Raw genomic sequence first — 15,445 nt, forward strand, 5'->3', positions numbered from 1 at the left:
TGACCGTGGGGATCAGCCATCTACCTGGCTGACGCGACGAAGATTGAGGACATCGGTCATCTTGCGAATCTGGGTGAAGGTGCGATCGAGCTGGTTGGCATCGAGAATGTCGATGACTAAATCGATCACGGCTGTTTGCCCTGGGAATGTTTTGACTTGAGCGCTGCGAACGTTAATGTTGTAGTCGGTCAAACGAGACAGGATATCTTTCAGCACACCAACGCGATCGATCACTTCAATTTGAATCTGGATCGGGTAGGTTTGGCAACGGCTGTTGTTCTTCTCAGGGGTATTCCAGCTAACGGGGATCAGGCGATCGCCGGGGATGGTTTCGGTATTGCTACAGCCCTGCCGATGGATCGTGATCCCCCGACTGCCGAGGGTAACTACGCCAATAATCGATTCACCTGGTACCGGGCTACAACAGCCTGCCAGGTTATACAAAAGACCTTCGACACCAGCAATCGGTGATCCCGAGATTTTGGCTTGGGGGCGTGGAGAGGGTGTGGGGGTTGCCAGAAGCAGGGCAGTGGTTGGAGAGTCAGTCGCAGGGGCGATCGGTTGCTGGGCTTTGATCGCTTCGCGCACCCGATTAAGCACTAAATTCAACGTGACTTCGCCATAGCCCAACGCTGCCAGCAAATCTTCTACCGTGTGGTAGTTACATCGTTCTGCAACCGTTTGCACAGGCTCCGACTTGAGCAAGGCTTCAAAGCCTTTTTTGCCCAATTCTTTTTCCAACATATCGCGACCGCGAGCCACATTTTCGTCGCGATGCGATCGCTTATACCATTGCCGAATCCGGTTTTTGGCACCCGACGTGACCACAAAATTCAACCAGTCCAGGCTGGGGTGGGCACTTTTCTGGGTGATGATTTCAACAATGTCGCCATTTTGCAACGAGGTGTCTAACGTCACAATCCGCTCATTCACCCTGGCTCCGGCGCAGTGGTTGCCCACCTCGGTATGAATGCGATAAGCAAAATCGACCGGCGTTGCCCCCCGGCTGAGCGAAATGACGTCGCCATTGGGGGTGAACACATAGACTTCATCATCAAACAGATTGTCTTTGATATTTTCCAGGTATTCCTGGGCGTCCTTAAATTCGCTTTGCCAATCGAGGAGTTGCCGCAGCCAGGTAAATTTTTCTTCGTCATTGCTGACTCTGGCGTTAGAACTGCCCACTTCTTTATATTTCCAGTGAGCGGCAATCCCGTATTCGGCAATGTGATGCATTTCCACCGTGCGGATTTGCACTTCAATCGGTCGTCCAGAGGTGCCGATGACAACGGTATGGAGGGATTGGTAGCGGTTGGGTTTGGGTAAGCCAATGTAGTCTTTGAAGCGCCCCGGAATCGGACGAAAGGCATCATGCACTACGGCAAGCGCCCGATAACATTCGTCATTAGAATTGACGATGATGCGAACAGCAGCGATGTCGTAGATTTCATGAAATCCTTTTTGCTGTCGCTGCATTTTTTGGTAGATGCCATAGAGATGCTTGGGGCGACCGCTAATGTCAGCAGGCTTGATCCCCAATCGCTCCAGGCGATATTTTAAGATCTCGGTGACTTGCTTCAGCCGATCTTCGCGATCGCCCCGCTTATCGCTGACCAGTTGTTGCATCTGGCGATAAGCATCGGGTTCCAGGTATTTGAACGACAGATCTTCCAATTCCCACTTAAATCGCCCGATCCCCAGGCGATTTGCCAGGGGTGCAAAGATATCCATGGTTTCCTGGGCAATGCGGCGGCGTTTATCATCCTGCAAATATTCCAGCGTCCGCATATTGTGCAAACGGTCTGCCAGTTTTACCACAATCACGCGAATGTCTTGCGCCATTGCCAGAAACATGCGGCGAAAATTTTCTGCCTGACGCTCGGTTTTGCTGGAGAAGTTAAACTTAGAAAGTTTGGTGACGCCTTCGACCAGCCGCCGCACCTCCAGACCAAATCGTTGCTCAATTTCGTCGGGTGTGACCTCCGTATCTTCGACCACATCGTGGAGAAAGCCTGCGGCAATCATTGCCCCACTGCCACCCAGATCGCGAATTAACCCGGCAACAGCGATGGGATGAAAAATATAAGGTTCGCCCGATGCCCGCATTTGCCCTTCATGCAAACAATAGGCAAACTCAAAGGCTCGACACACCAGATTCGTTTCTGATTGGACATCTGTGGTTTCACAAACCATCGGCGATCGATGGGTAATCAAACAGTCCCGCAACCAGGCGGGTAAGGTCAAATCAGCCGGAATGGGAGAGGAAGGGGCGATCACGTTCATACTGCCACACTAAGGAAACTTGAAGATGACCCGGAGTATAGATATGTTTGCCGATTCTACGGCATTCTGTGTATCACAGGATACAAATAATCAGAATCTGGCAACATCTAACAGGAATAGAGATATTGCTTTAATAAAAGATGAGTTAGTTTAAAAAACTTTTGAGTTGACGCTGGTCTTCAATCTGCCTGACTGATTCAAATTCTTGATCCAATAGAAAAATTTGGAGAACCGTCTGTCCTGCAAGCAGGGACAGTTCCTGATGACTCCGCTATTGTCAGAATTGAAAGCATTAATGGGATAGCGATCGCCCCAGAAATTAAGACAAAACAGGTAGCAGGGGGTGCCCCTAATCTTAGGAGTGTTGCCGTTGCACCTTGAGCTAAATTATGGGGCGATCGCGATCAAAACTAGATTGGGTGGTGGTATTCAGCTAATGGTTTTTTGTGGCGCGGGCGACGCCCGCGCCACAAAAAACCATTATTTTTAGGATTACCCCAGATTGGAACACCCACAACCCGCAAAAGTTAATGTTAATTTTCTCAGACCAGACACAAATCAGGTTAAATTCACATGTTGCTTTAAGGTCTGCGCCGCGAACGGGTCGTTCATAACCAGACGATAAGATTCCCTTTATATTACATTTTGCTACAGAAATGAAGAGTTCGACAAAATTAGTTAGCAGCGATGTGCTGTTAGCGATCGCGTGTTATACCAATTTTTGATGAAGACGAGCCAAATCGATGACCCCCTGTAGTCCCCCTTGGCAAGGGGGACGGCGACAGCCGGGGGTAAATCAGGCGCAGCCTTATATAAAAACGGTATTAGCCTTAGAATTTAGGATGCTGCATTCTGTTGTGCTGTGATGCTCTCAGAACCGTATTGCCAGACTTATCAAGCCTTTCAGCGATCGCTTCAGCTATTGCAACGGCAAGCCACCCAGGCAAATCCCGATACCATTTCGCTGCAATCTGCGTTTTTAGAGGCGCAACAAATTTTTCAGATGCAGATTGTCAGTTTGGATGGCAACGGCTTAGACCCTGCGATCGCCGCTCAACTGCAATCGATCCAGACCGAAATCAGTAAACAACTGCGCTTAGTAGCAACCGATGTCATGTTTTTGCAAGCGGCTCGTAAAGCGGTCACGACACAACAGCGGCAAGCCCAAATGGGCGATCGGATTCGGTTATTGCTGAGTTATTGTGACGCGGTGTTGGGGTCAGATGATTAGATGGTTAGCATTGCAGATTCCCGGCATCTCGCAAATGCCGGGAATCTGGAGTGGGTGAAATCTCAAAAAATTTTTAGCGCTTCGCGCAGGGTAAAGAGAAGCAGAGAAAAGCGCAAGAGGGCAAAAGAGCAGAGGCTTTGCCGTGAGCGCTCAGTCGAACGGGCGACTCAAGTTCTCGGAGCACTACAGACGACTCGAAAACCATAGCTATAGTACCAGCCGTCGGGGCGGTCGTGGTCGCGCGTGGCAGACCGACAATACCTGGAATCAACGCTCCAAGAACCGCCGCGGCTTATGCGATATTCATTGTCTCCATCACTGATCCAATCGCTGCCATCGCTCGGCGCGCCTCGATAAGTGCTATGCCAGTAATCGGCGCACCACTCCCAGACATTGCCATGCATGTCAAACAAGCCAAAGGCATTGGCAACTTTAAAACTACCGACAGGTGTGGTTTTTCCTCGATAGCCTCCCTTGGAACTAGAGCCGTAAGTATAGTTACCGTTATAGTTTGCCAGGTCAGTGGTGATGGTTTCGCCAAAATGAAATGGGGTGGTGGTGCCAGCACGACAGGCATATTCCCATTCGGCTTCGCTGGGCAAACGGTAGGGTTTGCCTGTTTCTTGAGAGAGGCGATCGCAAAATTCTACGGCTTCATGCCAAGAAACTGTTTCAACTGGACGATCGCTTCCTTTAAAGTTTGCAGGATCAGGATTGAGATCGTGGTTGATTTTGGGGAGAGTGGCGATCGCTCTCCACTGTGCCTGTGTCACCGGATACTTGCCCATGAAAAAGGGCGAAACGTTAACCGTATGAATCGGCTGTTCATCGTTCTCTTCTATAGATCCCATTTGAAAACTGCCACCGGGGATGGCGACCATTTCCAGGTTGATGCCGTTGCCCAGTTCTTCAACGAGATACTCTGCGCGACTAGAGCGGCGATCGGTGATGGTTCCTTTGGCATTGACTGTGACAACTTCAAACTCAAAAGTTGGGACGGTGAGTTTAGAGGGTGTTGCAATCGGTGTTGGGGCAGCAACTGGGGAATTGCCACGACTCGATGATGTCGGTGAAACGGGACTGGGAGATGGTTGGGAAACGGGGGGTTGCGTCATTCGTCCCTGGGCAAGGCGTTCAATGGCAGCGATCGCATCCATATCTCCGAGAGAAACGGTTAGCACTCGAATCCATAGTTGTTTTGCCAAGCTGAAATCGCGTTGGGTTTCGGCAGCATAGGCATCGAGTTTGAGCGTCACAACATCGTGGAGGGCGGTGTGTTGCGGCATCAAAATCAGGTGTGATTTGATGATGGGTTCGGCAATGATATAGGGGGTTTGGCGGACATTGCTGTGGTAGGTGCTGACAATTTCGGGGACTCGACGTTCCAGATATTGGTTGAGGCGTTCGACGGTGGCGCATCTTCCCTGGATACCCAGTCCTTCCAGCAGGGCCTTGGTAAACGCACCTTGCTGAAGGTCTGCAATTTCATAGGAGTATTGGTGGGGGCTACAGGAAAAGATACTGATTACCCCGGTTTGTTTGCCTTGTTGAGCCGTTTGACTGCCGATACCTTGTCCGCTTTTAGTGCCACTACTGCGACAGGCATCTAACATCATCACCACATTATCGGCTCCACAACTACGCAGATGTTTGGTTATGGTATTGGTGGGAATGCCCGTGCTTTCGACATCTTCTGGGTCGCCATCCAACGGCATCAGATAGTCTTGCTCGTTGTGGCGGATGCCATGCCCACTGAAGAAAAACCAGAAGTTATCGCCATCTCCCATAAAGGGATCTTTAAAGATCTGGCGGAAGACGCGCAGCAGGTTATTGCGAAATGGCTCGGTAGTTTTGTCGCCAATGGGCGGAGAGTCGTCGGTAAATAAAAAGATGCGATCGAATTTGGCATCCTGGTTGAGAAACTGATGCATGGCTTCGGCATCCCGCTTGGCATATTGCAGCGGTTGCAAAAATCGATATTGATTAATGCCAATGGCGATCGCCCAATTCTTTGCCATCTTGTTTTTTGGATCAGGTCAGGTCAGGTTCTGTAGGGGTGAAGCATTCGGCATAAAGGCACTCAAACACTGCGCTCACGGCTGATCCGAATGCGTCACCCCTACGGTTTAATCGGCAAAACACAAAATCTGTCAGTGAATATTTATTGTAGGGGGTGATGCCTACCTTACAAGTTCTTTCCATCCGATCGGGTAAATTTCAGGGTAATTGCTCCTTTGCCAGCGGCTTTGCCACCGGCGACCAGTTTCACTTCGCCTTCACCGCTGATTTCTACCGATAGCTCGACTTCATCCAGTTTCATGTCCGACTCAGACCCGATCTGTTGATCTACCTGTTTAAACAAGCGTCCGATCAATTGTAAAAATTGATTCATGTTTTGCTCTAACTGAGAGACGGGCAACCTGACTTCTCTCAGATTAGAGATACGTTTTTGCACTTCTTCACCCCATCCCTTGGGTCTGGATGATTCAGGCAATTCATCGGGTTCATCGGTGACAATCACAATATAGTCTTCGGGCATAATCGGCTGGGGCGAGAGGATTAGCACGATGATAACGTCTGGTGAAGCGTAAAACCAAACTTAAGTGCGATCGCCGATCTTGTAGTCGATCGTGTAGGGTGCGTTCCTCAATGCAACTCTTGCTACTGCACTGATAGATTTTTGGGAACGCACCATGATCATGCTTGAAGCAAGCGATCGTAGTCGAACAATGCCCATGCACACCCCGCCGAGAGGTTATTTGTAAGTGCGAGAGGTTATCTGCGTCCGCTGACTAGGGTCGTTATGCCGCTTGGTCGTCGGTGGGGACGTACTTGAAGCTTATCTTTTGGTATCAAAAGCAACAGTAGCCGCTATATACTGGCAGCAACAGTCCCATTTATTCCGATACCCTGTGCCAGCCAAAGACATTTACCACAACACTGTGAAGCGCGCCTTACAAAAAGGCGGATGGACAATTACGCATGATCCATTTCCGCTTCAGATTGGTAAAAAGCGTTTGTCGGCTGATTTAGGTGCAGAGCGCCTGATTAGCGCCGAAAGGGGATTGCAAAGAATCATTGTTGAAGTGAAAAGCTTTGTAGGGCAGTCTGATGTCAAAGATTTAGAACAGGCGCTGGGGCAGTATGTTTTGTATCGTCAAATCCTCAATGAAATGGGCATTGAGCGCAATCTTTATCTAGCGGTAACGCAACCAACCTTTAACAACGTGTTCACTATAGAATTAGGGCAGGTCTTACTCAAAAATCAGGTGGTCAAGTTAATTGTCTTTGATGATGAAAGTGAGGCGATTGTGCAATGGATACCCGATTAAAATACCAAAACATTATTAAGAGCGTTCTGCAAAATCACGCTGATTATCGTGCTACGTTGCCTGATGGCTACACATCTCAACCCATCTTTGATGATGAACGAGGGCAGTATTTGGTTCTAGACATGGGCTGGAATGGCGATCGTTACCTCCATGCGACCCCAATCCACATCAGCTTGATTGGTGATAAGGTTTGGGTGCAATACGATGATACTGAAGAAGGGGTAGCGACAGATTTAATGCAAGCAGGGGTGTCTAGAGAAGACATTGTATTAGGTTTTCGTCATCCCAAAATACGACAGCATACAGGCTTTGCAGTGGCTTGATTAGCAAAGGTGGCGATCGCGGCGGCATAACAAGCCAATGGACGCCGACCGTTAGGGTTTATCTGTTAGAGTTCGAGGTTATTTGCAGCGAGTGATGGGCAACGTTATGCGATCGCTTACTGATGAGAATGCGATCGCCCCTCTTTCAAGATCGTTACCAGATGTCGGGGATCTGGAGTGAATGGTTTACACGATGGGTTTTATTCTTTTTCCTGTTTAAAGCGATCGCTAAAACCACGAGCAAATAAAGCAAACAGAACCAGAGTGCCTTGAATGACGCCGGAAAGCGATGATTCCATGTTGAGTGAGAGGGGTAGTTGCAGACTGCCGATGTTGAGGGCGCTAAAGAAAAAGGCGATCGGTAATAGCAACCCAATATTGGTACCTGCCAGCATGGCAATCAGTAATGCCAAATAACCCAGGTTGCTAGAAATACTGGGAATCAGACGATGAAACGTGGTTAACACTTGCAGCGATCCGGCAATGCCTGCCAAGCCGCCACAGATGGCAAAGGCACTGAGCAAATGCTGGGTCGAGGGAATCCCCAAAATATAGGCAGCCCGGAGATTGTGCCCCACGGCTCGGAGTTTTAAGCCAAAGGGAGTGCCGCGTAAAATAACCAGGGTAAGAATCAGAGCAATCAGGGCGATCGCCAGAGCAATCGGACTAGCTTCAGTATTACCAAAGGTCGGCAACCAGAGGGCTTCATGAATCTGGTCGGTACCACTCATGGAGGCAACTCCTGGCTTTTTCCAGGGCCCCAGGATCAAATACAGGGCTAGACCATCGGCAACAAAGTTCAAACCAATTCCAGCAAAGATTTCATCAATCCGTCCAAACACTTTGAGGAAACCTGCCAGCAAGCCCCAGAGCAAGCCACCTAATGCACCCGCCGCGATCGCCAACATCACCACGAATACAGGTGGTAATGCCTCTTGAAACAGACGGATGGGAACCATAGCAGCGATCGCCCCAAATACAATCTGTCCCTCGATTCCCAGGTTATATAGCCCTGCGGTAAAGGTATAAATCAAGCCACTAGCACAGAGCAACAACGGAGCCAGCGTCGCCACCACCCGCGAGAGTTGATCGGCTGTCCCAAATGCCCCCCAGGTCATATTCGTCATCACATCCCACGGCGACCCACCGACGAGAAGAATGATACTGGCGATGAAGATCAAAGAAAGAATCAGGGAACCCGTTTGGTAGTAAAGGGAGCGTGGCATGAGGGAAAGGGGTGAAGGGGGTGAAGGGTGAAGGGTGAAGGGTGAAGGGGTAGAGGGATGAAGGGTGAAGGGTGAAGGAGTAGAGGGGGAGAGAAAAATTTAAAGGGGTAGGGGGGAGTTGTTTAGGATGTGGGCATTTTAGATTAGTAAAGGGTTTCGGGAGCAGGGTGATGAATCAGGGGTTGGTGCGGAATCATACAGATTTAGAAGTTTATCAAGTTGCGTTTGAATCAGCGATGCGTATCTTCGAATTATCCAAACGATTTCCGGTAGAAGAACGATATGCTTTAACCGACCAAATCCGACGTTCATCTCGATCTGTTTGTGCAAATTTGGCGGAAGCATGGCGAAAGCGACTCTATGAATCAGCTTTTGTCTCAAAGCTGAGTGACTCAGCAGCCGAAGCCGCAGAAACTCAAACTTGGCTATCGTTTGCAGTGAGATGCTCATACTTAAATGCTGAAACGGGCGCAGAACTCCATAAAACCTACGATTGTGTTCTGGGAATGTTAGTCAAACTCATTAATCACTCTGAGAAATGGGTTGTTCCGAATAGCAAGGCTAGAAAGTGAAGGGATAGGGAGGGGAAGGGGTAAAGGGTGGAGAGTGAAGAGGTGAAGGGATGAAGAGGTAAAGATGCGGTAGAAAGATTCAATACAAAACACCCTCCATCCCCTCATCCCTCCATCCCTCCATCCCTCCATCCCTCCATCCCTTCATCCCTTTATCCCTTTATCTCTCCATCCCCTCATCCCCCTCATCCCTTCATCCCTCTATCCCTCCATCCCTCTATCCCCTCATCCCTTAACTAAAGATGGCTGTTGCGCATCAAACCTGCCACCAATCATCTGTCCGAGTCGATCGACGGTTAACTCTGCGGCATCGATTGGGGCAGAAACTTGACCGCCGCTAAACACCAGAATGCGATCGCTGTATTGCATAATTTCGTCCAGGTCGGAGGAGGTAAACAGGATGGTGGTGCCTCCCTGACAGCGGGCAATCAGTTGTTGCCAGACCCAGAGGGTAGAGCCAATATCCAGTCCACGGGTGGGATGTTCCATCAGCAGTAGATTCAGGGGTACGGGCAGGAGTGCCAGTTGGGTGCGTTGCTGGTTACCGCCAGAGAGTTGTTCAACGGTGGTAGTGGGTTTGCCCCGAATGTTGAATAGGGCGATCGCCTGTTGGGTTTTAACCAGGGTATCTTGCCAATCAATCAGCCAGCCTTGGGTGGGAGTTTTGAGGGCAACGTGTTCCTGAATTGATAGACCTCTGATCAATCCTTCGCGCAGGCGATCGGCAGGGGAATAGCCGATTCCGGCGTCTAGATAGGCGGCGTAGGGCTGACGGGTCATGGCGTTGCCGTTAATGTGAATGCTACCCGTTGAAGTAGACACCAATCCGGCACAAAGCTGCAATAAAAGCTGTTGTCCGCTGCCTTCTAATCCCGCTAGCCCGATCACTTCACCTTGATGGGCAATGAGCTGAGGGACAGAAATCGTCAGGCGATCGCCACTCAGGGTGACATTTTCCAGGTGCAGCATGACGGCATCCTGGCGGGTTTGGGGTTTGATCGGGGGTGCCAGGGCTTGACCAAAGATCAGTTCAATCAGTTTTTGTTCAGAACAAGGAATCGGTAATTGTCCGACGAGGTAGCCGTGGCGCAGAACGGTAACGCGATCGCACAGGTCGTTGACGTCTTCTAACTTATGGGAGACAAAAATGACAGATTTACCCTGGTCTGCCAGTTTGCGAGCGGCAGCAAATAACGCGTGTTTTTGAGCCGCAGAAATCCCCGTAGTCGGCTCGTCCAAAATCAACGTACTCACCCCCAACGACAGGAGCCGCAGAATTTCTACTTGCTGCCGTTCCCCGACGGTGAGGCTGCCAACGGGTGCATGAATATCCAGGTCAAAACTAAACTGATCTGCCAGAACACTGAATTCTCGCATCACCCGTTGCCGATTGATCAACCGCCCGCCCGGTCTCCCCACCATGAAGTTATCCAACACCGACAGGGGCGGAAAGTCGAGTGGGTCTTGGTGCAACATACCAATCCCCAGACGCATGGCATCGGCGGGTGTTTTGATCTCGACGGCTTGTCCATCTAATAAAATAGTGCCGCGATCGCGACTGATGAAGCCGCTGAGAATTTTAACCAGGGTACTTTTTCCTGCCCCATTCTCCCCCAGTAATCCATGAATGCTGCCTGCTTCAACCGTTAGCGAAATATCTTCATTCGCCTGAACTGCACCAAAGCGTTTGGATATGTTGATTAACTCGACTTTCATGAATTGGGAGATATCCTACGAAGACGTGCTACACACAAGGGTTAATGATCAATGGGGATAAAGGTGCGATTCATCAGTCAAATTCGGGATAAGGGCACAATTCATCGATCAAATTTGAAGTAGAGACGCGATGAATTGCGTCTCCAGACGCTTGATCCATCAATTTTGGCAAAAAAGCGCGATGAATCGGTCATTTTTGGGGTAAGACGCGATTGGCCGCATCTCTACGAACTCGACCCTTCCATGCCTTCTAGCAATTGTGGCATATACCAGATCTGTTGATCGGTGGCGGCTTCGCCGTCTTTGACGAAGACAGTACCATCCTGAAAGTTGATTGGTCCCTTGTAGAGGTTGATGCTGCCATCCCCCATGCCTTTGATCAGTTCGTCAATGTACGTCTTGTTGTCACCCAAAGCATCTCCGGGTAAGAAGCCCAGAATTGAAGTATCGGGATTGTTGATGTCGCTCCAATTGGGACCGTCCCAGATGAACTCGCTGGGCATTTTGCCCTGCATCACGGCTTGAATCGTATTGGAGTAAGGCAATGCCCAATTGTAATAGGGTACCCCTAAACAAATATCAGGAGCCAGCTCACACCCGCCCTTGAAGTCATAGTGAACATACTTCACAGGCTTTCCGGCTTCAGCGGCTTTCTTCGCTTGTACGGCAGCTTCGGGGGTGTCAATGCCAGACATGACGACGTCATAGCCGCCGTTGTAATAGTCATCGGCAACTTTGGTGGGATCCAGGGTTTTACCGGGGATGTTGAACCAGAAGCCAATCCAGGTGACTTTAAAGTCCAATTCATCTGCACTTTTTTGGCGATAGGTTTCCCAGCAATACTTTGCACCCAGGTAAGCGGCAGAAACATAGCGGCGGGTTTCATCATTGATCAGAGGTCCCAGGTAGCCGATTTTTCCAGTTTCGGTACCCAACGCGGCTGCACAGCCAGCCAGCATTTTGCCGTACTCCATCCGTGCCATGATGTTGCCCAGGTTGGGCTGGTTTTTATAGTTTTGCCCTTCCTTCCAGGCATAGTCGCCAGACACATGAATGACGGGGGTATCGGGATGCTTTTTCGCTGCTTCCAGTGCATCATCCTTAAAGTCGTCGGAATTAAAGATGACCAACTTAGCGCCCTTGGCAATCAAGTCATCTGCCACTTGCGCGCCCGTGACATTGGGGCGATCGCCCGGATTCACCTTATCAATGTATTCAAACTTCAATCCCGGCATTTTAGCGACGACTTCTTCCATGCCATCATAATGAGCCTGGTTCCATCCGGCATCATTTTTGGGACCCACCAACACCATACCTACGGTGAACTCTTCACCTGCGGCGGCGCTGGGCGATTCAGCGGCACTGGGCGACTCGGTTGGGGGTTGACTGCCACACCCGACCATTAACCCGACCGTTGCCATGAATAATGCCGTCACCTGCCAATAGCGGCGAAACAGCGATCGCACTTGAGATAGCAAAGAACCCTTAGACCGTTCAGTAAAAAAACTCATAATGTATTCAACAAAGTCAAACTGGATCGATAGGCTGACACGGACGTTTCAGCAACTCTTCGGATCGACTCTCATGCCCGTCCCCTGAAAACTTAAAGCGATCGCCTGTGCAAAAATGTATCTTATCTAACAATTTGCTCAACGTCTTTAAGCAGTAAAGGTTTTGATGCGGCTGCGTTGTTGGGTCGCGCTGGCATTCAGTCCCATATCTTCCAGAATGCTGAGGGCAGCCAGTTCTGCGGTTTCGCAAGCCCCATTCATATAGCCTTGCGACTCAAAGGCACAGTGTTCTCCGGCAAACCAGAGGTTGCCGACCCGTTCTCCTTCGGCACCGCCAAACTGTGTCCATTGTCCGGGTTTGTAGCACGAGTAAGACCCTAAAAAATGCGGATCTGAAGCCCAGTCAAACCGTAGGGCTGCCCCTCGATTGATCGCACCGATGCCGGGGAAAATGCCGTCCAGGTCTTGGGTAAATTGTTCGGCGTGGGTGTCGGGATAGCCATAGCCCAAGGCAATGCCCTGTTTGCCCCCGCGCAAATTGGTGACCCAGCCACCAGGGCCGGGAGAATAGCGGGCACTTTCCCAGGTATTTTGAAAGTCTAGATCGGTATAGACCGAGATGGTGGATTGGTAGCGATCGCGCCAGATCTTTTGGTGATAAGGCGTTGCCAGTTTAGAACAGGTGCCATACCCGAGTTGGGCGATCGCCTGTTGTTTGGCAGGGGGTAGGTCAACGGCTAACTCGATATAGCGCAACACACTAAAGGGCACAGTCAACAGAATCCGTTCATAGGTGCGTTCGATGCTGTTAGAAACCTGACGGAAACTGACCCGATAGCGACCCGCAGGCGTCGAGCGAATGGACTCCAGATCCATGCCAAACTCAATGCGATCGCCAATTTTATCTGCCAGTGTTTGGGCAATCCGCTCGTTGCCCCCCAGCACATGCCAGCGTTCATCGCTGACCCCATAGGTGCTCCATTGCCCCACCTGCTTGCCAATCAAAAACAACATATTTAAGCAGGTCTGTTCGTCGGCATCTCGTCCAAATTCCGTCACATAGGCAACCTTGACCAGTTGACTGATGACGGGATCAGCCGCTGCCTGGTCGAGATATTCGGCTAACGAAAGCCGGTCAAGCTTACGGGCAAAGGGACTGGCAAACTGGTAGGTGGTGTCGCGTCCACTCAGGGTTAGTAAGTCGGCAGCAATCCGGTCTGCCAGGGGTGAAAAGCGTTCGATCACCTGAGCGTGGCTCAGCTTATTACCCTGAAAATAAAGCACCTCTGGTTCTAATCCGGCATCGGCAGCTCTTAGATCCATCAGCTTTAGACCCAGTTCTGTCGCCAGCGATCGCACGGCTCGATGGCGCGTATCAATAAATTCACCACCCAATTCCACCGTGCCGGGAATGTTGGATAGATCGTTGAAACTGACCAACCGTCCACCCGTGCGGTGGCTGCTTTCTACCACATCGACTGCCACACCCGCCTGACGCAAGCGATAGGCAGCCGTCAATCCGGCAATGCCTGCCCCAACAATTAAGACTTTGCGATCAGATCGACTGGAATCGAAACGGTCAGATGGATCGGGATGATCGGGATAATCTGAGGCTGGAAGGGTGGCGATCGCACGGGTGGCGTCGGGTAATCCCAAAGTCCCGATTAAAAAAGCACCGGCCTGAAGCGTGCGGCGACGAGACATGGACTGATGTAGCAATCCTTCAACATCTGTCGAAGGAATATTGTATTGTGTTGACATTCGAGCCCTGTGATAAGCCCGATGGAGCAGATTGATTAAGGCTGATTTAGCCATACAAAATAAACCAAATTTCTTTAGGAAAACTCAGGGGTATCGATTCACGAATCTGGAATTTTGGTTAAGAGAACGACGGCTCCGCCGTCACTTTCTTAACCAAAATTCGGTTTTATTAAATCTCTGATCCTCAGTTCTCCCAAACCCAGGCTAACGCTTTTTAAGCCGACAGGTAATAATAGACATCATATCCTAGAACCCTGTGTTGCCCGCGCAGCCAGCCGTTCAGGGCTTTAAATTTAAGGTTTAAAGCCTGTTTAATCCAGTCTCTCAATGGCTAGCAAACGACTGCCGATCTCCCTAACGTCCACTCACACCAATTTTTTATGAAGATGCACCAAACCTATGACCCTCTGTAGTCCCCTTGGCAAGGGGGACGGCGCAGCCTCACACAAAAACGGTATTACCCGGCGGGAAAGTTTTGCTGACCCAAGAGAGTGTGAGCCTAAGGAATGGGAATTAAATAACTCCGATGATTTGTTGTACGGGCGAACGGCCGTTCGCCCCTCCAAACGATCCAATATTCGATCTTATTTACTTCACGATCCTAAGATGCCAACCGATCGCTTTGCCACCCTCTGCTAAAGTCTCATCAGCAACCTTAAACTCTACTCTGTACACTGTAGGTATAATAGTTACTTTTTATTAGGTGTGCGTCTAGCCATGTCGAGTCAGCCCTTTCGCGTCTCCACTTGCTTCAAGACAAACACATTTCCAACACATTGCTTTGGTATTGGGGTTTTGTCGTGGATTTGATGCATTTATTAACAAGTCAACCTGCTCACGTTTTGTGGCTGGTCGGTGGAGTCAGCTGTTTGGCAATTGGGATGTTAATTGTTGATCCCACCCTCTCTGCATTGGGAATTTCGGCAATTATCACGGCGATCGCCTCGTTTAGCGTTAAAAGTTTAGGAATTCAACTACTGATTTGGGGCATCCTTTCCGTTGCTCTCGCAGTAATATTTAGAGGGTTAGTTCCACGGGAATCAAAAGACCTTTTGCCTGCGGTCGAAGCCGAAGTGTCTCAAGCCATTCCCAAAGGAGGTGTTGGCGAAGTTTCCTATGAAGGGTCATTCTGGTCAGCCCGCTGTCAAATTTCTGATATCAGTATTGAGAAAGGGCAGATTGTGCATGTGGTGGGTCGTCAAGGAAACACGCTAACGGTATTGCCTGTTAGTTTTCCAGAAGAGGGAGAAGAAGACATTTTCGATCGCAAACTGTAGATTGGAATCAACTGATTACCTATTGGCAATTGAAACTGATCGCAAATCAGGGTTGGGTAAGCAACGGGCGTATAGAACTGTGCCCCCAGACAGGGGTTCCACCCCTGTACCCCGAATGTCCACCTCTATTTACGATCAGTTGTACAGAGAACCCCCTAAAGGTTCCCCCGCAGGGAAATGAACCCCCTCCTGGGCATAGCCCTGCCTCCCCGG

Annotated in this window: 12 protein-coding genes; 5 read left to right on the forward strand and 7 right to left on the reverse strand. The window is 50.0% G+C overall.

Going from position 1 to position 15,445, the window contains the following annotated elements; genetic code table 11:
* Positions 1–12 precede the first annotated feature (12 nt).
* On the reverse strand, positions 13–2,283 hold the full coding sequence (locus ACR6Z4_RS25895; protein ID WP_479720233.1) for a RelA/SpoT family protein: 2,271 nt from the start codon (positions 2,281–2,283) through the stop codon (positions 13–15).
* 865 nt (positions 2,284–3,148) lie between these two features.
* On the opposite strand from ACR6Z4_RS25895, the gene patD reads away from it, so the two are divergent.
* Positions 3,149–3,514, forward strand: a complete 366-nt coding sequence (gene patD, locus ACR6Z4_RS25900) for a heterocyst frequency control protein PatD (RefSeq protein ID WP_479720234.1) — start codon at positions 3,149–3,151, stop codon at positions 3,512–3,514.
* A gap of 167 nt (positions 3,515–3,681) precedes the next feature.
* Here the strand turns inward: patD and ACR6Z4_RS25905 are convergent, their stop codons facing one another.
* Together ACR6Z4_RS25905 and ACR6Z4_RS25910 are read right to left on the reverse strand one after the other, a co-directional pair.
* Positions 3,682–5,532: an SUMF1/EgtB/PvdO family nonheme iron enzyme gene (locus ACR6Z4_RS25905; RefSeq protein ID WP_479720235.1), complete on the reverse strand. Its 1,851-nt coding sequence runs from the start codon at positions 5,530–5,532 to the stop codon at positions 3,682–3,684.
* Between the two features lie 167 nt (positions 5,533–5,699).
* Complete coding sequence (locus ACR6Z4_RS25910; RefSeq protein WP_479720236.1) at positions 5,700–6,080, reverse strand: Pepco domain-containing protein; 381 nt, start codon at positions 6,078–6,080, stop codon at positions 5,700–5,702.
* Between the two features lie 346 nt (positions 6,081–6,426).
* Here ACR6Z4_RS25910 and ACR6Z4_RS25915 point away from each other — a divergent pair, with 346 nt between their 5' ends.
* Together ACR6Z4_RS25915 and ACR6Z4_RS25920 are read left to right on the forward strand one after the other, a co-directional pair.
* Positions 6,427–6,846: an element excision factor XisH family protein gene (locus ACR6Z4_RS25915; protein WP_479720237.1), complete on the forward strand. Its 420-nt coding sequence runs from the start codon at positions 6,427–6,429 to the stop codon at positions 6,844–6,846.
* Positions 6,831–7,169 carry an element excision factor XisI family protein gene (locus tag ACR6Z4_RS25920; RefSeq protein WP_479720238.1) on the forward strand — a complete coding sequence of 113 codons (339 nt, stop codon included), beginning with the start codon at positions 6,831–6,833 and terminating at the stop codon, positions 7,167–7,169. Before ACR6Z4_RS25915 ends, ACR6Z4_RS25920 begins: the two co-directional genes overlap by 16 nt.
* Positions 7,170–7,369: 200 nt before the next feature.
* On the opposite strand, the gene ACR6Z4_RS25925 is transcribed toward ACR6Z4_RS25920, so the two are convergent.
* Positions 7,370–8,395, reverse strand: coding sequence for an ABC transporter permease (locus ACR6Z4_RS25925; protein WP_479720239.1), 1,026 nt, complete (start codon positions 8,393–8,395; stop codon positions 7,370–7,372).
* Between the two features lie 170 nt (positions 8,396–8,565).
* On the opposite strand from ACR6Z4_RS25925, the gene ACR6Z4_RS25930 reads away from it, so the two are divergent.
* The gene (locus ACR6Z4_RS25930) at positions 8,566–8,967 is read left to right on the forward strand and encodes a four helix bundle protein (RefSeq protein ID WP_479720240.1); all 402 of its coding nucleotides are present in this window, start codon (positions 8,566–8,568) and stop codon (positions 8,965–8,967) included.
* 225 nt (positions 8,968–9,192) lie between these two features.
* Here the strand turns inward: ACR6Z4_RS25930 and ACR6Z4_RS25935 are convergent, their stop codons facing one another.
* From ACR6Z4_RS25935 to ACR6Z4_RS25945, 3 genes are all read right to left on the reverse strand, one after another.
* The gene (locus tag ACR6Z4_RS25935; RefSeq protein ID WP_479720241.1) at positions 9,193–10,683 is read right to left on the reverse strand and encodes an ABC transporter ATP-binding protein; all 1,491 of its coding nucleotides are present in this window, start codon (positions 10,681–10,683) and stop codon (positions 9,193–9,195) included.
* A gap of 224 nt (positions 10,684–10,907) precedes the next feature.
* The gene (locus tag ACR6Z4_RS25940; RefSeq protein WP_479720242.1) at positions 10,908–12,194 is read right to left on the reverse strand and encodes a BMP family lipoprotein; all 1,287 of its coding nucleotides are present in this window, start codon (positions 12,192–12,194) and stop codon (positions 10,908–10,910) included.
* A 147-nt stretch (positions 12,195–12,341) separates the two neighbouring features.
* Positions 12,342–13,955: a flavin monoamine oxidase family protein gene (locus tag ACR6Z4_RS25945; protein WP_479720243.1), complete on the reverse strand. Its 1,614-nt coding sequence runs from the start codon at positions 13,953–13,955 to the stop codon at positions 12,342–12,344.
* 809 nt (positions 13,956–14,764) lie between these two features.
* On the opposite strand from ACR6Z4_RS25945, the gene ACR6Z4_RS25950 reads away from it, so the two are divergent.
* The gene (locus ACR6Z4_RS25950) at positions 14,765–15,232 is read left to right on the forward strand and encodes an NfeD family protein (protein ID WP_479720258.1); all 468 of its coding nucleotides are present in this window, start codon (positions 14,765–14,767) and stop codon (positions 15,230–15,232) included.
* The last annotated feature ends 213 nt before the right edge of the window (positions 15,233–15,445 follow it).

The sequence above is a fragment of the Calyptranema fuscum S582 genome (assembly GCF_055793305.1).